A 20,972-nucleotide genomic window follows, 5' to 3' on the forward strand; every position below is an offset into this window, starting at 1 on the left:
TCCTGACAATTCCCTGCCCTCGCGCAGACCCTCGCGGCGCAGGGTGATCGGTGTCATCGATACCGACCACAGGAGGATCCATGTATCGCAGGCTCATCGTCGCCGGCGCGGCCGCGGCGGCCATCGTCGGATCGGGCACCGCCGCGATGGCGTTGACCGGATCGATCACGCCGTCCTCGCCCGGCTCGGCCGCGAGCAGTTCATCGGCGAAGGCAGCCCCGGCCGGCTCGCTGGAGCGCAGGTTGCTGCGCCACACCGTGCACGGCCAGTTCGTGACGCGGGACAAGAGCGGCCACTTCGTCACGCACGACTACGCCCGCGGCACCGTCAGCGGCGTCTCGACGAAGCTGATCGTGGTGCACACGGCCGACGGCACGTCGCAGCGCTTCGCCGTCACGTCGGCCACGAAGGTGCGGCTGCGCTCGAACGGCAAGGGAACGGCCGGCAAGATCACCGACGTGCACATCGGCGACACCGTGCTCGTCGGTGGCGTCGGCTCCGGGACGCCGGCCGCGGGCCGCGTGCTGGATCTCGGCAAGCGCTGACGTCAGGCCTGAGGGAGGCGCACCGTGAAGCGCGCGCCTCCCTCAGCCGCGTGTCCGGCCTCCGCCGAGCCGCCGAGGCGCGCCGCCAGGCGGTGCACGATCGCCAGGCCCAGCCCGGTACCCACCTGGCGGACGCCCTGGTAGCGGCGGTGCAGCTCGGCACGCTCGAACGCGACGGCCAGGTCGTCGTCGCGCAGCCCCGGGCCTCCGTCGCGCACCTCGATCGCGACCGTGCCGGGAGCGGCCACGTAGGCAGCGAGAACGATCGGCGCGCCCGCGGGGGTGACCCGCAGCGCGTTCTCCAGCAGCCCGTCGACGATCTGGCGCACGCGGGCGGCGTCGGTCCGGCAGCGGACCGGCTCGGCCGGCACCTGCAGGGCGAACGCGATGCCGACCTGCGCGCAGCGCTGCTGCCACACGTGCCCGGCCGCCACGGCCAGCTCGACGAGGTCGACGTCGGCCGGCTCGACCCGGAAGTCCTGTGCGTCCAGCCGGGCCAGGTCGAGCAGGTCGGTGACCAGCCGGGCAAGCCGTTGCCCCTCGGCAAGCATGACGGCACCGGCCTGCGCGGTCTGGTCGGCGGGTACCAGGCCGTTGGCGAGCGACTCGGCGTAGCCGGTGATCGCCGTCAGCGGCGTGCGCAGGTCGTGCGAGACAGACATCAGGAACTCGCGCTGGCGGGCCTCGGAGCGGGTGAGCGCCGACGCGAGCGTATTGACCGCGTCGGCCACGTCGGCGACCTCGGCCGGCCCGGACGGGTTCACCGTGACGTCCCGCCGGCCGGCCGCCAGCGCGTGCGCGGCCTCGGCGGTGCGCCGCAGCGGGCGGGCCATGCGGCGCGCGACGAGGGTGCCGATCACGGCCGCGACCGCGACGCCGACGAGGATCGCGATCAGGGTGCGGCGGATCGCGCGGCCGCCCGCCGCGGTGGCGTCGCCGTGCCGCTGCACGAGCACCACCCCACCGCCGCCCGTGGTGGGCCGCGCCTCGACGTACGCGCCGGTACCGAGGATGCGGGTGCTCGCCGAGATGGACCTCCCGGCGCGCACCGCCGCGACCTGGTCGGGCGTCAACGCGGCCCGGACCAGCGCGGCGTCGGCATTGACCGGGCCGGTGGCCGGGAGGCGGCCGAAGCGCACGTTGACGGCCGCCAGGGTGCGCTTGGTGCGCTGCGTGGCACGCGGCGTGTCGGCGCTGTTCGCCGCCGCGTCGGCGAGCCGGGCCAGCGTGTGCCGTGCCGCGGCGCCCTCGGCGTTGCGGATCAGGCCCACGGCCAGCAGACCGGCCAGCAGCCCGGTCACCACCGCGATCGCGATGCCGAGTGCGGCGATGCGGGCGGCCAGGCTGCCGCGGCGCCGGTTCACCCGCCGTCCCGGTCGACCGCGTAGCCCACGCCGCGCACGGTCCGGATCGGGCTGGCAGCGCCGAGCTTGCCGCGCAGTTGCGCGATGTGCACGTCGACGGTCCGGGTGCCGCCGACCGGGCTGTAGCCCCAGACGTCGCTGATCAGCTGCTCGCGTGCGAAGACGCGGCCCGGCCGCCGCATCAGGTAGGCGAGCAGGTCGAACTCGGTCGCGGTGAGCGCGACCTGCGTTCCGGCGGCGTGGACGCGGCGCTGCTCCAGGTCGAGGACGAGCTCGCCGATCCGCAGCGGCGCGGTGGCGCCGGCGGTGCCGCGCGTGCGCCGCAGCACGCTCGTCACGCGCGCGACGAGCTCGCGCGGGGAGAACGGCTTGGTCACGTAGTCGTCCGCGCCGAGCTCGAGGCCGACGATGCGATCCACCTCGTCGTCGCGTGCGGTGGCGAACAGCACCGGCGTCCAGTCGTTCTCGCTGCGCAGCCGCCGGCACACCTCGATGCCGTCCATGCCGGGCAGCCCGACGTCGAGCACGATGGCCGCCGGGCGCAGCGTGCGAGCCGCCGCGAGGCCGCCGTCGCCGGTGTGCTCGACATGCACGCCGTAGCCCGCGGCGCTCAGGTTCAGCCGGATCACGTCGGCAATGGCGGACTCGTCTTCGATGACCAGGACGAGGCCGCGCTGGCCGGCGTCGGCAGACACGAGCCGAACTGTAGTGCCGAGCGGGTCACGTGCGGGTGCACGCCGCGTTCGGGAATCGTCAGCGCGGCTCCCCCCACGGCGTGACGAGATCGCCACGGCTTCCCCCCTGCCGTTACGAAATTCAGGGCGCGATTCTGGTCAGCCGGTGGGGGAAGCGGCGGCGTGAGGTGCTCGGCGCGGCGGCACTCGCCCGCACGGCCGGTGCCCGGCGGCGACGCAGACCGCCTCGTCGTGGACGTAACCGGCTGCGCGTCATCTGCGCTGCCCCCGCGACGGCGGGGTGCGCAACCAGCGCACCAGGCCGCCGGTGTCGGACGGCCGCCAGCCGTGGCTCTCGGGCAGGTGCCAGTCGCGCCAGCGGGCCAGCAGGCACAGTACGGCACCGACGATCGTGGCGCTGATCAGACCCGCGTTGGGCGAGTGCAGTCGCGAGAGCGCCACCATCACACCGCTGGCCGCGAGCGCGCAGGTGGCGTACAGCGTGTTGCCGCCGAAGATCCCCGGGACGCGGCGCAAGATCACGTCCCGCACGAAACCGCCACCGACCGCGGTGATCGTGCCGAGCAGGATCGCGGGCAGCCAGCCCAGCCCGACGGCCAGCGTCTTCTGCGCGCCGGCAGCTGCCCAGCAGCCGAGTGCGACCGCGTCGACCAGCGGGAACAGCCGGTCCCACAGCCGTCCTTCGATGCGGACGGAGAACGCGATCAGCGCCCCGGCGAGCGCAGTGAGGATGTAGGCGTAGTCGGTCAAGGCGATCGGCGTGCCGTGCTGCAGCAGGGTATCGCGGATCATCCCGCCGCCGAGCCCGGACAGGATCGCCAGCGTCGCGAAGCCCACCGGGTCGAACCGCTCGGCACGCGCGATCGTCCCGCCGAGCACGGCGTTGGCGAACACGCCGGTCAGGTCCAGCGCCCGGAACAGGTCGGGAAGGTTCGCCGCGTCGGCCACCGGTACATCGTGCTACATCGGCTACGTTCGGCTGATGAAGCAGACCGCTGACGTCATCGTGGTCGGCGCCGGGCTGGCCGGGCTGGTGGCCACCTACGAGCTGACCAGGGCCGGCCGCCGCGTGCTGCTGCTGGAGCAGGAGAACGAGAACAACCTCGGCGGGCAGGCGTTCTGGTCGCTGGGCGGGCTGTTCATGGTGGACACGCCGGAGCAACGGCGGATGGGCATCAAGGATTCGCACGAGCTCGCGATGCAGGACTGGCTGGGCTCGGCGGGCTTCGACCGTGAGCGCGAGGACCACTGGCCACGGCAGTGGGCACGCGCCTACGTCGACTTCGCGGCAGGCGAGAAGCGCCGGTACCTGCACCAGTTGGGCCTGCGCGTCATGCCCACCGTCGGCTGGGCCGAACGCGGCGACGGCACCGCGACCGGGCACGGCAACTCGGTGCCGCGCTTTCACCTCACCTGGGGTACCGGGCCCGAGGTGGTGCGGGTGTTCCGTGAGCCGGTGCTGGACGCGGTGGCGCGCGGACTGGTCGACATCGCCTACCGGCACCAGGTGGACGAACTGATCGTCGAGGACGGTGCCGTGGTGGGCGTTCGCGGCACCGTGCTCGAGCCCGCGAACGCGGCACGGGGTGTGCAGTCGTCGCGAGTCGGTGTCGGTGAGTTCGAGCACCGTGCCGCCGCGGTGATAGTCACGTCGGGCGGGATCGGCGGAAACCCTGATCTGGTAAGGGAGAACTGGCCCGTCGAGCGGATGGGTCCGGCGCCGCGCTCGATGATCCGCGGCGTACCCGCGCACGTCGACGGGCGCATGCTCGCAATCGCCGAACGGGCCGGCGGCAGCATCGTCAACCGTGACCGGATGTGGCATTACACCGAGGGCATCAAGAACTGGGACCCGATCTGGCCCGAGCACGCGATCCGGATCATTCCCGGCCCGTCCTCGCTGTGGCTGGACGCGACCGGAAGGCGGCTGCCCGCCCCGTACTACCCGGGGTTCGACACGCTCGGCACCCTGCGCCACATCGCCGGCACCGGCCACGACCACACCTGGTTCGTGCTCACGCGCGCGATCGCCGAGAAGGAGTTCGCACTCTCCGGGTCGGAGCAGAACCCCGACATCACCGGCAAGGACCTCAAACTGGTGCTGTCGCGCGTGAAGAAGGGCGCGCCCGGTCCGGTCCAGGCCTTCCTCGACCACGGCGAGGACTTCGTGCAGGCGTCGACGCTGCGCGAACTCGTCGACGCCATGAACGCGATCTCTCCCGGACCGCAGCTGGACTTCGCCCAGGTCGAGCGTGAGGTGGCCGCCCGCGATCGCGCGGTGGCGAACGCGTTCGGCAAGGACATGCAGTTGATGGCCATCAGGAACGCCCGCGCCTACAAGCCCGATCGGATCATGCGCGTGGCGAAGCCGCACCGGCTGCAAGATCCCGCGTACGGCCCGATGATCGCGGTCCGGCTGCACCTGCTGACCCGCAAGACGCTCGGCGGGCTCGAGACCGATCTGGACTCGCAGGTGATTCGCGCGGACGGCTCGCCGTTCCCCGGCCTGTACGCGGCAGGCGAGGTGGCCGGCTTCGGCGGCGGCGGCGTGCACGGGTACAACGCGCTGGAGGGCACCTTCCTCGGCGGATGCATCTTCTCCGGCCGGGCGGCTGGGCGGGCGCTGGCGAGGGACCTGCGGTGACCTCGCCGCGCACGGCACTGGTCACCGGCGCATCGTCCGGCATCGGCGCCGCAGTGGCGAATGCCCTGGTGGCGAAGGGGTATCGGGTGTTGGGCACCAGTCGCCGGCCGGAGTCGATCGCAGCTCCGATCGCCCGGGTCGAATACCTGGCACTCGATCTCGGTGACGACGCCAGCGTGACCGCGTGTGCAGCCGCGGCCGGCGCGGTCGACGTGTTGGTGAACAACGCCGGCGAGAGCCAGAGCGGCCCGTTCGAGGAGCTGCCGGCGGATGCGATCGAGCGGCTGTTCCGCGTCAACGTGTTCGGCGCGGTCCGGCTGAGCCAGTTGCTGCTGCCCGGCATGCGTGAGCGCGGGTACGGGCGCGTGGTCATGGTCGGCTCGATGTTGGCGAGCTTCCCGCTCGCCTATCGCGGCTCGTACGTCGCGTCCAAGGCGGCGATCAAAGGGTTCGCCAGCTCGCTGCGCCGCGAGGTTTCCCGTTACGGGATAGGGGTGTGCACCGTGGAGCCCGGGTCGATCAGCACCGGGATCGGCGAGCGCCGCACGCACTATCTGCGTGACGGTTCGCCGTACGCGTCCGAGTACCGGACGATGATCGAACACCTGGACGCGAACGAGCGGGCGGGCGTGTCGGCCGCGCGGGTCGCGCGGACCGTGCTCGCCGCGATCGAGGCCGACCGGCCGCGTCCGCTGTATGCCGTCGGCTCGAACGCGCCGCTCGTATTCGCGCTGCGCCGGCTGCTGCCGCGGCGCACCGTCGAGACGATGGTGGCCCGGCGACACGGCCTGCGCTGATCCTGCCGAGTTCTGCCGCTGCGGCGGTGCCGCAGTTGCCCTCCGGCGGCGCCGCAGGTGCCGGTTCAGTCGATGGTCAGGATGAACCAGACCGTCTTGTGGCCGTCGGCCGGGTCGATCACCGTGCCCCAGGCGTCGGCCAGCGCGTCGACGATCTGCAAACCTCGCCCGTGCGCCTCGCTCGGCGTCGGGCGGCGCACCCGCACGTTCCCGCCGCCGCTGTCACTGACCTCGATGCGAATACGTGCCGATCCCGGCTCCACGCGGATCCGGAACTCGCTGCCGGCGTGCAGCACGCAGTTGGTGGCCAGTTCGGACACGACGAGCGCGGCCGTGTGCAGGGTGTCGTCCGGCAGGCCGGACAGCGACTCGGTGACGAACCGGCGCGCGGCGCCGACCGATTCGGGGGCGGGTGGCAGCACGCACGCGACGCTCACGATGCGACCCGCAGGATGTCGCTGAGCCCGGACAGTTCGATCAGGCGGCGGATCGGAGTGGACGCGTTTCGCAATTCGACCGCGCCGACGCGATGAGCGGCCTCGAGCAGCAGAGCGATACCCGAGCTGTCCATGAAGTCAAGATCTGCCAGGTCGAACGCGATGGAGTCGGGCGCGTCGGCAAGTGCGCGATCGAGTTCGGGCTGCAGTACGGGGACGCTGGAGATGTCCACCTCGCCGCGTAGCCGGAGAACGACCGTGCCGCTACCGTCGCCCGGTAGCCGCGCCAGCTCCGCGCGTGCGCACGCGTCGGCGCCCCCCGACCCCGCTACGCCAACCATTTGACCCCCAGAATGGCAGTGTCGTCGTCGTGCCCGTCGTGCGCCAGCCCCGCAAGTACCGTATCGATCACGCTGTCGAGCGAGCCCGATGCGCTGGCTGCCGTCGTCCGTAGCCGGTTGAGGCCCGTCTCGAGGTCCTCACCGCGTCGCTCGATCAGCCCGTCGGTGTAGGCGATCAGCGTCGCCTGGGGCGGGATGGTGACCGTGACCGCCTGGTGGCCGTGGCCGTTCGCCACGCCGATCGGCGGGCCGACGGGCAGCTTCGCGTACTCGGCCCCGCCCGCGCTGATGATGAGCGGCGGCGGGTGGCCGGCGTTGGCGAGCGTGATCTCGTGCCGCTCGATGTCGGCAAGACCGCACAGCACGGTGGCGAAGTGCTTGTCGTGGGCAACGCTGAGCAGTGGGGCGAGCTTGTCCAGGATCGTCGCGGGCGGGTGCCCTTCGCTGACGAACCCGCGAATCGCGAAGTTGAGCGAGGCCATCACGGCGCCGGCGCCCACCCCGCGTCCGGACACGTCACCGACGACGAACATGCAGCGCTTGGGGCCCACCGGGATGACGTCGTACCAGTCGCCCCCGATGTCGACCCCGTTGACACCGGGCAGGTAGCGCGCCGCGAACTCGACGCCAGGAACCTGCGGCAGCGCCTTCGGCAGCAGCGCGTGCTGCAGCGTCTCGGCGATCGTGCGCTGCTCGCCGAGCAGGCTCTGCACCTCACCCGCCAGGCGTTCGGCGGCCTGCCGGCGCCGCACCAGCCGTTCGGTGGTGACGGCAGCGACGATCGCGATCAGGAAGCCCAGCGCCGCAACGATCCACCACAGCCAACCGGAGAGGTTGCCGCCGAGTTGGGTGGTGTTGGAGGCCACCAGCGTCAGCGAGTTGGAGCCGAACGGGACGACGACGGTGGCGGTGCGGCCCCGCAGCGGGGGCGCGACGTTGCTCTCCAGCAGCGAGCTCGGCGTTGCGGACTTGCCGAGGTACAGCGCGAAGTCGAGGTCGGAGAACGGCGAGTCACGCGACGGGGAAGGGGCGCGCCGGTTCGGCGGCAACGCGGTCTCGGCATATACCGCGTAGGCCGGTGCCTTGTCGGTGGACACGAAGGCCCAGCCGAGCCGCAGCTCGCTCGTCCCGATCGGCCCGGTGACGCTCAGCTCGGTGCGGCTGCCGGCTTCGGCGAGGAAGGTGGCCATCTTTGCGGGCTGCGCCTTCAGTTCGGGCGTCTTGCCGACCACCGTGATCAACCGAGGGGTGGCGCCGTCCAGTTCCCAGAGCGAGGCCGACGCGAACGTCCCGTGCGGTGCCAGGTAGGCACTGATGTAGTCCTTGAACGCGGCCGGGTCGCCGTGGCCGGTCGCGGCGATCTCGGCCGCGGAGGCGAGCGGTGTCTCGATGCTGGGCACGATGGCCTGCAGCACGGTTCCGGTCTGCTGCGTCTGCAGGTGCAGCAGGCGATCCTCGTTGCGATCGTTCACGTCGTAGCAGAGCCAGGACAGGACGCCGGTGACGATCAGGGTGATGACCAGGGCCGCCACGCTGGCCCGGCTCGGACGCCAGCGGCGCGGCGAAGCCGATTGATCTGCCTCGGCCACGCCCGCCCCCTTCCCCGCACGTGAGCAGAACGGTACCGCCAAGGCGGGACGCTTCCCGGGATCCGCCGCCGCTGCCACACGCGCGAGCACGACAATTCGCACAAGAGCATCCGGCGGGGACCGGGCACTGCAGTCCGGGGGTCACCGGGCCACGGCGTCACCGGACCCGCGCCCACCGAACGCCGCCGCTAGATTCGCCCACGTGCCCATCGTGACGACGGCGCGCCTGAGCCTGCGCGAGATGACCGACCAGGACCTCGACGACATGGCGGACCTGCTCGGCGACGAACAGGTCATGCGCTACTACCCGCGGCCCAAGACCCGAGCCGAAGCGCAAGACTGGATCAGCTGGAACCGTCGTCTCTACGAGGAACACGGGTTCGGACTCTGGATCATCTCGCTCACCGAGACCGGCGAATTCGTCGGCGACTGCGGGTTGACCATCCAGCAGGTCGACGGTGCCAGCGAGGTGGAGCTCGGGTATCACGTCCGAACCGGGTGTCAGCGGCGCGGCTACGCCACCGAAGCCGCAGCGACGTGCCGCGACCTCGCGCGCGAACGGTTCGGCGTCGCTCGCCTCATCGCCATCACCAACCCCGCCAACGGACCGTCGCGAGCGGTTGCCGAGAAGATCGGGCTGCGACTGGAGAAACACGCCCGGGTCCACGGCGAGGACCGCGCGATCTACGCCGCCCAACTGTAGGTGCGCCCGCGGCGCTCAACATCCGGACGGTTCCCCCATCGACTGACGACATTCCGGCCGCTCGCCCCACCGGCTCACGAATATTCGGCGCCAGATCTCGTCACTGCAGGGGGGAAGCAGCAGCGGCACGCACCATCGAGGCCCGAGTACGGTGCCGCGTCCGCTGCCGCAACCTGCGGTGACAGTGGAGCGATCACCTCGGTGGGCCCCGCGGGGCTCGAACCCGCAACCTACGGATTAAAAGTCCGCAGCTCTGCCAATTGAGCTAGAGGCCCGGCGTATGGGAGGAAGTCTGGGAACAACGGCAGGAAGAACCCAGGGAACAACCCGCTGCCGGCTCCCAGCGTAGTGCCCAGCGCCCCTCCGGCCACGGCGTCCTCCCCGGCTTGACCGTTCGGGGCGCTGCCCGTGCGTCAAGGAGCCGCGACCCTTGCCACTGGGTGGAGGATGTTGCTGATCATCGACGGTCGTCGGAGGGTACTGCGTGGCAACGCCTGCGGGATTTGAAAACAAGGTCGCGTTCGTATGGAGGATCGCGGACAAGCTGCGCGGTCACCTCAAGCCGCACGAGTACGGGTCGGTGATGCTGCCGACGCTTGTGTTGTTCCGGCTGGACGCGGTCCTGGAGGAGACGAAGCCGCAAGTGCTGGCGAAGGCCACCGGCCTAGACCTGATGTCTCCGGGCGCCGACAAGATCCTCCGCAAGGTGGCTGGGCAGCCGTTCTACAACACCAGCCCGCTGACGCTGAAGTCGATGCTGTCGGACGACAAGAACATCGCCGCGCAGTTGCGGCAGTACATCGCGGCGTTCAGCCCGGCGGCGACCGAGGTGCTCGACGCCTATCGCTACGACGAGACCATCACCCGACTGGACAAGGCCGGCGTGCTGTACGCCGTGCTCGGCGACTTCGCCGACATCGAACTGCACCCGAACTACGTCTCCAACGAGGCGATGGGCTACATCTTCGAGGAACTCCTCCGGAAGTTCTCGGAAATGAGCAACGAGACGGCCGGTGAGCACTACACGCCGCGTGAGGTCATCCGGCTCATGGTGGACCTGCTGTTCGCCGAGGACGCCGACGCACTGACCGGCCCGGCGCCGGTGCGCACGCTGTACGACCCGTGCGCAGGCACCAGCGGGATGCTCTCGGTCGCGGCGAACTACCTCACCGAGCTCAACCCGAACGCGCTGCTGGAGGTCTACGGGCAGGAACTGAACCCGGAGACCTGGGCCGTCGCGCGGTCGGAGTTGATGATGCGTGGTGTCGAACCCGACCGCATGGCGCTGGGCAACAGCCTCACCCAGGACGGCTACCCGGGGCTTCGCGCGGACTACCAGCTCACGAACCCACCCTACGGCGTGGACTGGAAGACCTACGCCGACCCGATCAAGACCGAGGCCACCACGAAGGGGTTCGCCGGCCGCTTCGGCGCCGGCCTGCCCCGGATCAGCGACGGCTCGTTCCTGTTCCTCCAGCACATGATCAGCAAGATGAAGCCGATTGTCGGCGGCCAAGGTGGATCGCGCATCGCGATCGTGCTGTCCGGCTCGCCGCTCTTCTCCGGCGGCGCTGGGTCCGGGGAGTCGGAGATCCGGCGCTGGATCATCGAGAACGACTGGCTGGAGGGCATCGTCGGCTTGCCGGATCAGATGTTCTACAACACCGGCATCTCCACCTACGTCTGGATCGTGACCAACCGCAAGCCGGCCGAGCGGGCCGGCACCGTGACGCTTGTCGACGCCCGGGAGCTCGGCACGAAGATGCGGAAGTCGCTCGGCGACAAGCGAAAGGAGCTCAGCCCGGACGCGATCAGCGAGATCAGCCGCCTGTTCCGTGATGCGCTCGAACTGGCCGGCTCAGACCCGCGCGTGAAGGTGATGCGCAACGAGGAGTTCGGCTACGCGCGGCTCACCGTCGAGCGCCAGATGCGTCGGGTCTGGCGGATAGATGACACGACCCTCGTCGAGCTGCCTGGGGACCTTGCAGCCGTGGTCGACAAGTTGCGCGGCCAAGCTTGGACGACTGAGAAGGCGGCGCGCATCGCCGTGGGCGCGTGCGGGCTGGACACCAAGCAGATCAACACCGTCGTCAAGACGATCACGGTCTACGACGCCGAAGCCGAACCGATCAAGGCGAAGAAGGGGCACGGCTTCGAGGCCGACCCCGACCTGCGCGAACAGGAGAACATCGCTCTTCCCTCGGGGTACCTCGACCTGGGCGAGCAGGAGCGGATCAAGGCCGTTCGGGAGGCTGCTGTGAAGCACCTCGCCGAGGAGATCCACCCGTACGTTCCCGACGCCTGGATCGACCATGACAAGACGAAGATCGGCTACGAGATTCCGTTTGTCCGCCAGTTCTACGTCTACACCCCACCGCGTCCGGTCGCGGAGATCCGGGCCGACATCGACGCCCTCGAGCTTCAGGTTCAGCGGTTGATGCAAGGACTAGCAGGATGAGTAGTAGACCGGGTTGGCAAGGTATCCCGGCCTCGATCCCGCAGGTTCCATTCCGGCGTGTCATGACGCGGCTCGACCGGCCGGTACCGGCTGACGCAGAGATCGTCACGGCATACACCGACGGCCAAGTCACTCTCCGACGTAACCGGGCGAAGATCGGTTACCACGAGGCGACGGATCTCTCTGGGTACCAAGGTGTCGAGGTTGGCGATTTCGTCGTCCACGGTTTGGACATCCTGCGTGGGTCGGTCGGAGTTTCCGAGTCCCGTGGTGCTATGTCGAGCGTCTGCACAGTCTGTCGGCCGTCACCAGATGTCGATGGTCGATACGTCGCGTATGCGATTCGAATGCAGGCAGCCAGCGGCTATACCCGGGCCCTCGCCCGAGGGATCCGCGAAGGCGGCGCTGACTTCAGGCGCTGGGACACCATGGCGGAGCTCCCGGTGCCTGTGCCACCTGTCGCTGATCAGCGCAGGATCGCGGATTTCCTCGACGACCAGCTCTCTCGCATCGACAAGATTATCGCCGCTCGACGGCAACAACTCGATCAACTTGGCGAGTACCTCCAGGCCGCTATAGATGCCGCCTTTCTTCCAGGCCCTGGTGGTGGGGCGCCCGCAGGCCGATTCGTGCGAGTGCTGTCGGGGTGGGCCTTTCCGAGCGGTAGTTACTCGGCGGATCCCACCGACATCCGCCTGCTGCGAGGCACAAATGTCGGGGTCGGCCTCGTCCGCTGGGACGACGTCGTCTACTGGCCAACCGATCGGATGACTGGACTCGCGCCGTTCAGGCTTGCCGACGGTGACATCGTGCTTGGCATGGACAGGCCTTGGATCGGCGACGGACTGCGTATAGCCCGGTTGACCGCCGAAGACCTACCGTGCCTGCTCTTGCAGCGCGTTGCCAAGCTCACGCCCTCATCGGCAATACGTCCGGCCTTCGTGTTTTGGGCCTACCGCGCGACTGCCTTTCGCCAGCAGGTGGAGTCCGAGTTGACAGGTCTCGCCGTACCGCATCTCAGCGCAGAGCAGATCTTGTCGTATCGGCTGCCCATCGCAGACATCGCCGAGCAGGATCGCCTCGTCCGGGGAGTCGAGGAGAAGGCTGGGTGGCAGCGATCGCTGAAGAGCTCGATCGAATCCGCGATTCGTCTCGCGGAGGAGTTCAGGCGCTCCTTGATCACGGCGGCGGTAACCGGCGAGTTCGACATCTCGTCAGCGGATGGATCGCGGGTGCCGGCATGAGCAACGTGAGGTCGGAGTCCGCGTTCGAGGCCTCGATCGAGGCGCATCTCCTCGCCAACGGTTGGGACGAGGGCACGGCGGGATACGACGTAGCGCTGGGCTTGATGCCGATCGAGCTGGCAGCATTCGTCGCAGCGTCGCAGCCGGAGGAGTGGGAGCAGCTGTCCCTGCGCTTGGGCGGCCCGGCAGCCGCGACGGCGAAGGTGGCGCAGTACGTCGCCAAGCAGCTCACCGACCGTGGCACCGTCGATGTGCTCCGGCGCGAGACCAAGATGAACGGCGTCGCGTTTCGGGTGGCGTTCTTCGCGCCGGCGAACGGGCTGACGGCGTCGTTGTGGGAGCGGTACCGCGCGAACCGGCTGACGGTGGTGCGGCAGTTGCATCACAGCGAGTCGAAGCCGGGCGACTCGCTCGACATGACCCTGTTCGTGAACGGCATCCCGACGGCGACGGCGGAGTTGAAGAACCCGCTCACGCAGCAGACGGTCGCGCACGCGATGAAGCAGTACCAGCAGGACCGTAACCCGAACGATCTGATCTTCCGGCACCGGGCGGTGGTGCACTTCGCGGTCGACCCGAATCAGGTGTACATGACAACGCGGCTGGCCGGGGACAAGACCCGGTTCCTGCCGTTCAACCAGGGCAGCGGCGGCTCCGGGCAGAAGGGCGGAGCCGGCAACCCAGTGAACCCGGCCGGCTACGAGACCGCGTACTTATGGGAGCGGGTCTGGCACCCCGACGCCTGGCTCGGTCTACTGGGCGAGTTCGTGCACGTCGAGGACGTCTTCGACGACGACGGCAAGAAGACCGGCGAGACCCGCACGCTGTTCCCGCGCTTCCATCAGTGGGATGCGGTGCAGAAGCTGCTGGCCGCGACCCGGGCGGCCGGTCCGGGAGTGAACCGGCTGGTGCAGCACTCGGCCGGGTCCGGGAAGTCGAACACCATCGCCTGGACCGCACACCACCTGTCGCGGCTGCACACCCCGTCGTTCCACGGCGAGCTCACCGACGAGGTGAAGGCGGCCGCGCTCGGCGTTGACCAGCCGATCTTCAACAAGGTCATCGTCATCACCGACCGCGTGGTGCTCGACCGGCAACTGCAGGCCACCGTGGCCGGGTTCGAGCACACACCAGGCACGATCGTGAAGATCGACGAGGACTCCCAGCAGCTGCGCGCGGCGCTGGCCGGACACACCGCCCGCATCATCATCACCACCCTGCAGAAGTTCCCCGTCGTGGCCGAGATGGCTGCCCAGGACGTCGACGGGAACGTCGCCGGCCAGCGGTTCGCGGTCATCGTCGACGAAGCGCACTCCTCCACCTCGGGCGACGCGATGAAGGACCTGAAGAAGGTCCTCTCGACCGGCGGCGGGGACTCGGTCCTGCTGACCGAGGAGGAGGCGGCCAACCCGCTGAGCGTCGCGGAGACGGCGGAGGCGAAGGCCGAGGCGGAGACGCCGGACGCCACCGATGTGCTGGCGGCGTCGATGACCGCGCGCGGCGCGCAGAAGAATCTGGCCTTCTTCGCCTTCACCGCGACGCCGAAGCCCAAGACCCTGGAGCTGTTCGGCGACCTTGCAACGGGGTCGGACGGCGAGCCGGTGCGGGTGCCGTTCCACCTGTACTCGATGCGGCAGGCGATCGAGGAGGAGTTCATCCTCGACGTGCTGGCCAACTACACCACCTACGACACGTACTACCGGCTGGCGAACACCGAACCGACCGAGGACCCGGACGTGCCGGTGAGCAAGGCTTCGGCGGCGCTGGCCCGGTTCGTGTCGCTGCACCCGACGAACCTGGCGCAGAAGGCGGAGATCATCGTCGAGCACTTCCGGCAGAAGACCGCCGGCAAGATCGGCGGCCGCGCCAAGGCGATGGTGGTCACCCGGTCCCGGCTGCACGCCGTCCGGTACAAGCAGGCCATCGACGCCTACATCACGAAGAAGCGCTACGACACCGGCCCGAACAAGATCGCCACCCTGGTCGCGTTCTCCGGCACCGTCACCGACCCGGCCCAGCCGACGGTGGCCTGGACCGAGCCCGGGATGAACGGCTTCGGCGAGGCGCAGCTGCCGAAGCGGTTCGCCAGCGACGACTACCAGGTGCTGGTGGTGGCCGAGAAGTACCAGACCGGGTTCGACCAGCCGCTGCTGCACACGATGTACGTGGACAAGAAGCTTGCCGGGGTCAAGGCGGTGCAGACGCTGTCCCGCTTGAACCGCACCCACCCCGGGAAGGCCGACACGTTCGTGCTGGACTTCGCCAACAGCGCCGAGGAGATCCAGGACGCGTTCGCGCCGTTCTTCGAGCAGTCCAGCGCGGCGCCTACCGACCCGAACGTGCTGTACGGGTTGGAGCTCACCATCAAGGCGGCGCAGGTCATCCACCCGGACGAACAAGCAGCGGCCGTGGCGGCGCTGCTGTCCGGGTCCACGGCGAGGCAGAAGGACGTCTACGCCAACCTCAACCCGGCCGCGAACCGGTTTGTCGCCCTACCAGAGGACGAGCAGCGGGACAGCTTCCGGCAGGCGCTGAAGTCGTACGTGCGGGCGTACTCGTTCCTGGCCCAGGTCATGCCCTGGACCGACCGCGACCTCGAGTCGCTGTACCTCTACGGGCGAGCGCTGCTTCCTCTGCTGCCCACGGCCCCGGACGAGCCGCTCCCGCAGATCAGCGACAGCGTTCTACTCACCCATCTGCGGACCGAGGCGCAGGCGCAGGAGGAGAACATCGCGCTCACCACCGGCACCGACGAGCCCGGGGTCGCGTTGCCCGGCGGCGGCATCGGGAAGAAGTACGAGTCGCCGGTGGAGAAGCTGTCGCAGCTGATCGCGACGCTCAACGACAAGTTCGGAATGAACCTCACCGACGCCGACAAGGTGTGGTTCGAGCAGCAGAAGCAGGCCGTCAAGGAGAACGAGCACGCCCGCGTCGTCGCGCTGAACAACGACCGCGACCAGTACCGGGTCGTGCTGGAGAAGATCGCCGAAGACGCCATCATCGAGCGGCACGAGTCCAACGGGCAGCTGTTCAACGCCTTCTTCGACAAACCCGGCTTCCGGGAGAAGCTGCTGGAGTATCTCGCCGAGTCCTACGACGAGATCCGCGAAGAGGGCGAGGCGTCCTGACATGGCCGCGCCTGCCCACACTCGCTGCAAGCACGAGCTGCTACCGGGCCAGTGCGCCGACTGCGCGCGACCACCGGCCAGGCAGAAAGCGGTAACGCCCTTGACCGGTTCGGCCGCCGCAGCGCAGGTTGAGCGGCTGGTCAAGGCGCTACTCGCCCAGCAGGGCGGCATCGGCAAGAGCAAGGCGGTGCGCAAGGACCTCGCGAAGCGGGTGCTCGACGCCGAGGCGGCCCTGAGCAAGACGGACCGGCGACGCGCGAGGCGGATCGCGATCGAGCGTCAGCCGGCGTTTCGTCCCACCAGGGCGCAGCTGGCGCACGAGGACAGGGTGGCTGGCATCTACCAGCCGTGGGCGTCGCCGCAGAACGTCGGCCGCGGCAAGCGCAGCTGACCAAATCGCCGAGAGGGGCAGGACGACACGATGGGCAGACTCGACGACGACTGGCTCGCATCGGCTAGCGCCAGTGACCTGCTTGCCGGATACGCAGCCATCCTGCGAACGTTGCGCGAGCGGGGCGTCGTGCGCTCGGCCAACGCCCCAGTCGGGGACTACGCGGAGCTGCTGGTGGCTCAAGCGCTGAACGGCGAGCTGGTGGAGAATTTCTCGGTGAAGTCCTACGACCTGGACTGCCCCGAATACCAGCGCGTGCAGGTGAAGGCGCGCCTGGTCTCGTCGCCCCGGAGATCCGGGCAGCTCCAGACCTCGCCATTCCGCTCCTGGGACTTCGACCACGCTGCCCTGGTGTTGGTCGACGCCGACACCTACATGGTGGAACAGGCGGTCCTGCTGCCAGTCGAGGCGGTGCAGGCCGTCGCGTCGCACCGCTCGCACGTCAACGGCGCGGTGGTGCAGATGAACGCCGCGACCATGCAGCACCCGCAGGCGGTGGACATCACCGACCGGATGCGTGCGGCTGCTGCAACGTCCCCCACTTCGTGAGATGGGCCGTCCGCGGCCCTTCTTGCGGCGCTACAGCCAGTGGAACAGCTCGGGGACGATGACGCCGTCCCAGAGGAAGTCCACGAGTGGCCGGGCGCGTGCGATGGCGTCCTCGGCGCTGCGCGGCTCGGCGTGGCCCTGTTCTGGTTCGGGCCCGCTGATCCACCACGCGGCGAGCGCGGCGGCGGTCGGCAGCCACTGGGTGGGGTCGGGTAGTTCCCGGCGGTGACCGTCGAGGCGTGCCCTGGCCGCCTCGTGCAGGTCGTCGATCTGGTCCGACCGCATGCCCGGACAGGCCGAGCCGATGGCGGCGAGCATCTCCTCGGTGGTGGGGTCGAGGTCGGGGGCCATGGCCATGCCGGCCGCGATGTGGACGATCAGGGCGTCGAGCAGCGGGCCGTGCCAGGTGGTGTCGTCGCGGCGCTGGAAGGCGGCGAGCAGGCAAAGCCGGTGGTGGGGGAGCCAGAAGGGCGGGTCCGCGATGAGCTGGCGGAGCACGTTCTCCGCGGCGGTCAGTTCCCAGCCTGCGGCGACCGTGTCGCGCAGCCGCCGCACGGTGAAGTCGTCGGTGAGCGTGTCGTCGGGGCCGTCGTTGATGAGGGGAGTGAGCGGGTGGTCCATGGGTGTCCTTGGATAGGCGAAGTTGGAGGGCAGCGGGGCGTCCGGGCCGCGGACGCGGTCGATGCTGAGTGGCAGCGCTGGCTGCCGGGCGGGCGCGTGGAGGGTTGATCACCTCCTGGTCCACGCGGGGTCGGTGCCCGAGAGCCTTGGTCGACGGGTGGTAGGCGCGGGTGCGTGGTGGTCACCTCCTCGGTGCACCCGCGGTCAGAGTGGGATGGGGACGTCGGGCGTGGAGCCTCCTTTCCGGTCGTGGTTGTTAGGGCCGCGTCGTCGGTTTCGCTGTGGAGTTCTCAAGGAGCCGGTGACGCGTGAGCGTCGAGTCCGAAGGTCCGCGGCCGTCCAGGCGGCGCAATCGCCACCGCGGCCGGACGCGGTCAGGAGGTGTACAGGGCGCGTTCGCCGAGTTGGAACAGCTGCCGGTACAGGGTGGTGGGCTGGACGCCGGCGTAGGCGGCGGCCGCGGTGAGCCCGTGCTTGCGGCCGTGGTCGGCGGCGGCCCAGTACCGGAAGGATCCGGCGGACAGGCCCGGTTCGCGGCGGAGGTCGGCGACCTTGAGGAGCTTGCGGACCTGCTGGTCGGCACAGACCTGGGCGCTGGTGGAGGTGAGCGGCTGGTTGCCGCCGTACAGCACGGACGCGTCGGCGGGTACGGGCTGGGCGCGGCGGCGTTCGGCCTGCCAGGCGGTCAGCGCGGCGACGTCCCATGGGTCGAGGCGGTTGGTGCGGGTGGCGATGGCGGTCTCGGCCCAGCCGCGGTCGGCCGGGCGGCCGGGCAGGGCGATGGTGGCGCCGGCGAGGTCGAGGTCGCGCCAGAGGATCTGCGGGGCCTCGCTGGTGGTGGCGGTGCTGGAGCAGATGGCCAGCGCAGCGGCGGCCAGGTGCCGGGTGCGGCTGGTCTGCGCGAACGACGCAGCCAACCGCACCAACAGCACCTCGTCGTGCGTGGCCGGGCGGACGTGGACCTGCTGGTCGTAGCCGTTCCGGTTCCGGTGGGCGGTGGCCGCGCCGCGGCGGGTGCCGCGCTGGTCGACGCGGACCTGACCGGGCACCGGCAGCAGGCCGTGGACGGGGCTGAGCGCCGGGCCGGTCGCGCTGAACCCGGTGGGCACGCCGTGGTCGGCCAGGGCCAGGTACGCGGCGTGGATGGTGTTCTTGGCCAGCACGGCGGCGTCGGCGTCCAGGCCGTCCTCGAGGACGAACTGGTGCGCCAGCGCCGGGGGGATGTCGGCCCAGCGGGTGATGCGGTGCTGGCCGGCGGCGATACCGACCAGGGTGATCAGCACCGAGGTCATCGCGTCGGTGGCGGCCGGGTCGGGCGAGACCTCGTCCCAGCTCCGGACGACCAGCGGCAGCGAGTCGACGATGCTGCCGGCCAGCGCCGCGCTCGTGTCGTAGACGGGCCGGCGGGCCAGGGCGAGGTCGGCGTGGCTGCAGCCGGGGTCGACGCGCAGCAGCAGCGAGCCGAAGGCGGACTGGCCGACGCCGACCGGAGCCGGGTCGCTGGGGGGTGCGGGGGTGCCGCCCGGCGTGGGGGCGGGGGCCGCGGTGGTCACGGGATTCCTTCAGCGGGTGGTCGTTGGGGGATGCGGTGAGTGCCGGTGTGCGTTCAGGGGCGGAACTCGCGGGCGACGGCGTAGGCGGCGCGGACCAGCGACACCGGGTCGTGGTGCAGCAGGGTGAGCTCGCCCTCGGTGACCGGGGCCGGGAAGGCGCACACCAGGCGCGCGATCCGGGTCTGGACGGCGTGCAGCGCCAGATCGTCGTCGGGCGTGGCGAGCCTGCGGGCGGCGTAGCGCCGGACCCAGCACGCCAGGCCATGCTGCTCGGACATCCACCTGCTGAGCTGCGCCGGCCAGCCGTCCTCGACGGCCTCCACGACGTAGCCGGTCAGCGCGAGGAACAGCGTGGCGGCCATCGACGGGTCGACCGCCGAGCGCAGCAATGCGCTGCGGTGGCGGTTCAAGTCCATGGCATTGCTCAGCGCGGCGTCGATCGTGCGCGCGGTGGCCTCGTCGAACTCGCTCGGGATGACGATCTCGTGCTGGGTGATGGCGGTGCCGAAGTCCACCGCGGCGGTGCTGGTCGTGCTGGTCATGGAAGCTCTCCACTGTCGTTCGGAGGATTCGCGGCCCGATGACCGCTGAAACCAGCCTCATCGAGCGGGGCGCGGAAAGCGTCCGACGAGAACCTGATCTTCCGCGTACGGCGTGCGCCCCGCCCCGTGCGGCTTTCGCCGTACCTCCGTACGGTTTTCGCCGTACCTCCGTACGGCATCGGCGCTACCGAACTGCGAAGTTGCGATGAGTGAGACCGAAGTTGCGTGCTCTCGCTCCGGACCAAACCGCGGAAGTTACACGGCTCGCACCGGCCTGATCGTGTGGGTGTCGGCTCTTGCCGGACCCGGCGAAGGGCAGCGATGTCAGCGCCGTGGTGTGCCTGGCCGAGTACTGCACGTCGCCGCGGCGCTGCTGATCGAACCAGGCCGCCCACGCTCGGACGAGCTCGTAGACGTCGACGGTGCCGATCTCGCGGGTCAGCCCCGGCGCCTCGACTGCGTCGGCAGCGGTGGTGTCGGCGGGATCTCGCCCGTGTGGAGCCGGCAGACGGGACACGCGCACGTTGGCGAGATCAGCGGCCTCCACCGAGCTGACCCCCGCGGGCGTGGGTCAGAGACGCTCGCGCAAGGCGGTGGTCGGGTCGCGGCGAGATAGCAGGGTGCCCTTCGAGCCTCGCGGTCGAACAGATGCTCGCGAACCACCGCAGGGCCAGGCGAGGGGTCCGGCCGGCGGAGGTGTGCACGCCACGCTTGTGCGGGGCGGGCGATGGGCGGGGTCGGTGCGCGACCGGTTGGCGGGTAGGTGAGTGTGAGGCGTTGACGGCCGGTCACGCGGCCCACCGGGCAGCGTCGGCACGCGCGGCGGTGAGCACGGGTTGCACGTCGGAGCCGCTGCGCAGCCAGGCTGCTGCCGACACATTGCCGGGCAGGTACGGCGCCGGTGCGGCCAGCCATCGTGCCGCGCGCCAGCGTCGGTCGTCGCCGGGCGTGATCAGCACGTCGAGGAGTTCGCGAAGGTGCGGCAGCGGGTTCCCGCGGTCGTCGAACTGCAGCGCGGGGTAGCGCCAGAAGCCGGACTCGGTCCGGCAGGCCAGCAGCGTGTGCGCCTTGTTGCGCTTGTCGATGGCCTGCTTGCTGATGCCGAGCCAGCGCGACAGCCCGCGGGTGTCGTAGCAGGGGCCGACCAGGGCCGCGGTCGGGTGCCGGCCGATCGGGATGGCTGCACCGACGCGCGCGGTCAGCTCCTCGGCGCTGCCCAGATCCTCTGGGCCCAGACCGTTCTCGGTGGCGAGCGCGAGCCGCGTTTCGATCGTGGCCACCAGCTGCTCGCGCAGACTCGCGAAGCTGGCACTGAACGTCGCGTACATCACCGCCGCACCCTCTCGGTCAACCGCGTCAACCTCTACCGTA

The 20,972-nt window shown here is 70.1% G+C and carries 20 protein-coding genes and 1 tRNA gene; 9 read left to right on the forward strand and 12 right to left on the reverse strand.

The features are described 5' to 3' along the window. Window positions 1-80 precede the first annotated feature (80 nt). Entirely contained in the window at window positions 81-545 is a 465-nt protein-coding gene (locus tag M6B22_RS13260; RefSeq protein ID WP_269442032.1) for a hypothetical protein, read from the forward strand. A gap of 2 nt (window positions 546-547) precedes the next feature. Here the strand turns inward: M6B22_RS13260 and M6B22_RS13265 are convergent, their stop codons facing one another. The 3 genes from M6B22_RS13265 to M6B22_RS13275 all read right to left on the reverse strand — a co-directional run bounded on the left by M6B22_RS13265 (window position 548) and on the right by M6B22_RS13275 (window position 3,552). Beyond that, on the reverse strand, window positions 548-1,909 hold the full coding sequence (locus M6B22_RS13265; protein WP_269442033.1) for a sensor histidine kinase: 1,362 nt from the start codon (window positions 1,907-1,909) through the stop codon (window positions 548-550). Continuing rightward, entirely contained in the window at window positions 1,906-2,604 is a 699-nt protein-coding gene (locus M6B22_RS13270) for a response regulator transcription factor (RefSeq protein ID WP_269442034.1), read from the reverse strand. The genes M6B22_RS13265 and M6B22_RS13270 overlap by 4 nt, the downstream gene beginning before the upstream one ends. A gap of 252 nt (window positions 2,605-2,856) precedes the next feature. Then, a complete protein-coding gene (locus tag M6B22_RS13275; protein WP_269442035.1) occupies window positions 2,857-3,552 on the reverse strand; it encodes a trimeric intracellular cation channel family protein in 696 nt (231 codons plus the stop codon). A gap of 34 nt (window positions 3,553-3,586) precedes the next feature. On the opposite strand from M6B22_RS13275, the gene M6B22_RS13280 reads away from it, so the two are divergent. Both M6B22_RS13280 and M6B22_RS13285 read left to right on the forward strand, forming a co-directional pair. Further along, entirely contained in the window at window positions 3,587-5,248 is a 1,662-nt protein-coding gene (locus tag M6B22_RS13280) for an FAD-binding dehydrogenase (protein WP_269442036.1), read from the forward strand. Then, on the forward strand, window positions 5,194-6,045 hold the full coding sequence (locus M6B22_RS13285; RefSeq protein WP_407935523.1) for an SDR family oxidoreductase: 852 nt from the start codon (window positions 5,194-5,196) through the stop codon (window positions 6,043-6,045). The genes M6B22_RS13280 and M6B22_RS13285 overlap by 55 nt, the downstream gene beginning before the upstream one ends. A gap of 65 nt (window positions 6,046-6,110) precedes the next feature. On the opposite strand, the gene M6B22_RS13290 is transcribed toward M6B22_RS13285, so the two are convergent. Genes M6B22_RS13290 through M6B22_RS13300 form a run of 3 tightly spaced genes read right to left on the reverse strand, consistent with a single transcriptional unit; the run spans window position 6,111 to window position 8,412 of the window. Then, window positions 6,111-6,467 (reverse strand): ATP-binding protein, encoded by a 357-nt coding sequence (locus M6B22_RS13290; protein ID WP_269442038.1) that lies wholly within the window; start codon window positions 6,465-6,467, stop codon window positions 6,111-6,113. 11 nt (window positions 6,468-6,478) lie between these two features. Next, window positions 6,479-6,823 carry an STAS domain-containing protein gene (locus tag M6B22_RS13295; protein WP_269442039.1) on the reverse strand — a complete coding sequence of 115 codons (345 nt, stop codon included), beginning with the start codon at window positions 6,821-6,823 and terminating at the stop codon, window positions 6,479-6,481. Then, on the reverse strand, window positions 6,811-8,412 hold the full coding sequence (locus tag M6B22_RS13300; protein WP_269442040.1) for a PP2C family protein-serine/threonine phosphatase: 1,602 nt from the start codon (window positions 8,410-8,412) through the stop codon (window positions 6,811-6,813). Before M6B22_RS13300 ends, M6B22_RS13295 begins: the two co-directional genes overlap by 13 nt. 241 nt (window positions 8,413-8,653) lie before the next feature. Here M6B22_RS13300 and M6B22_RS13305 point away from each other — a divergent pair, with 241 nt between their 5' ends. Further along, window positions 8,654-9,115, forward strand: coding sequence for a GNAT family N-acetyltransferase (locus tag M6B22_RS13305; RefSeq protein WP_407935702.1), 462 nt, complete (start codon window positions 8,654-8,656; stop codon window positions 9,113-9,115). A 202-nt stretch (window positions 9,116-9,317) separates the two neighbouring features. Here the strand turns inward: M6B22_RS13305 and M6B22_RS13310 are convergent. Beyond that, window positions 9,318-9,390 (reverse strand) — tRNA-Lys (locus tag M6B22_RS13310). 209 nt (window positions 9,391-9,599) lie between these two features. On the opposite strand from M6B22_RS13310, the gene M6B22_RS13315 reads away from it, so the two are divergent. From M6B22_RS13315 to M6B22_RS13335, 5 genes are all read left to right on the forward strand, one after another. Beyond that, window positions 9,600-11,573 carry a type I restriction-modification system subunit M gene (locus tag M6B22_RS13315; RefSeq protein ID WP_269442042.1) on the forward strand — a complete coding sequence of 658 codons (1,974 nt, stop codon included), beginning with the start codon at window positions 9,600-9,602 and terminating at the stop codon, window positions 11,571-11,573. Beyond that, window positions 11,570-12,817, forward strand: coding sequence for a restriction endonuclease subunit S (locus tag M6B22_RS13320; protein WP_269442043.1), 1,248 nt, complete (start codon window positions 11,570-11,572; stop codon window positions 12,815-12,817). Before M6B22_RS13315 ends, M6B22_RS13320 begins: the two co-directional genes overlap by 4 nt. Next, window positions 12,814-15,945 carry a type I restriction endonuclease subunit R gene (locus tag M6B22_RS13325; protein WP_269442044.1) on the forward strand — a complete coding sequence of 1,044 codons (3,132 nt, stop codon included), beginning with the start codon at window positions 12,814-12,816 and terminating at the stop codon, window positions 15,943-15,945. The genes M6B22_RS13320 and M6B22_RS13325 overlap by 4 nt, the downstream gene beginning before the upstream one ends. Before the next feature lie 100 nt (window positions 15,946-16,045). Further along, on the forward strand, window positions 16,046-16,336 hold the full coding sequence (locus tag M6B22_RS13330) for a hypothetical protein (protein WP_269442045.1): 291 nt from the start codon (window positions 16,046-16,048) through the stop codon (window positions 16,334-16,336). 30 nt (window positions 16,337-16,366) lie between these two features. Next, window positions 16,367-16,885, forward strand: coding sequence for a hypothetical protein (locus M6B22_RS13335; RefSeq protein ID WP_269442046.1), 519 nt, complete (start codon window positions 16,367-16,369; stop codon window positions 16,883-16,885). A 30-nt stretch (window positions 16,886-16,915) separates the two neighbouring features. Here the strand turns inward: M6B22_RS13335 and M6B22_RS13340 are convergent, their stop codons facing one another. From M6B22_RS13340 to M6B22_RS13360, 5 genes are all read right to left on the reverse strand, one after another. After that, window positions 16,916-17,506, reverse strand: a complete 591-nt coding sequence (locus M6B22_RS13340) for a hypothetical protein (RefSeq protein ID WP_269442047.1) — start codon at window positions 17,504-17,506, stop codon at window positions 16,916-16,918. A 374-nt stretch (window positions 17,507-17,880) separates the two neighbouring features. Beyond that, window positions 17,881-19,059: a hypothetical protein gene (locus tag M6B22_RS13345; RefSeq protein WP_269442048.1), complete on the reverse strand. Its 1,179-nt coding sequence runs from the start codon at window positions 19,057-19,059 to the stop codon at window positions 17,881-17,883. A gap of 53 nt (window positions 19,060-19,112) precedes the next feature. Then, window positions 19,113-19,601: a hypothetical protein gene (locus M6B22_RS13350; protein WP_269442049.1), complete on the reverse strand. Its 489-nt coding sequence runs from the start codon at window positions 19,599-19,601 to the stop codon at window positions 19,113-19,115. 184 nt (window positions 19,602-19,785) lie between these two features. Continuing rightward, entirely contained in the window at window positions 19,786-20,148 is a 363-nt protein-coding gene (locus M6B22_RS13355) for a hypothetical protein (RefSeq protein WP_269442050.1), read from the reverse strand. A gap of 241 nt (window positions 20,149-20,389) precedes the next feature. Beyond that, complete coding sequence (locus M6B22_RS13360; RefSeq protein ID WP_269442051.1) at window positions 20,390-20,929, reverse strand: hypothetical protein; 540 nt, start codon at window positions 20,927-20,929, stop codon at window positions 20,390-20,392. Between the last annotated feature and the right edge of the window lie 43 nt (window positions 20,930-20,972).

Origin of the sequence: Jatrophihabitans cynanchi (assembly GCF_027247405.1) — a bacterium.
GTDB classification, from domain to species: domain Bacteria; phylum Actinomycetota; class Actinomycetes; order Mycobacteriales; family Jatrophihabitantaceae; genus Jatrophihabitans_B; species Jatrophihabitans_B cynanchi.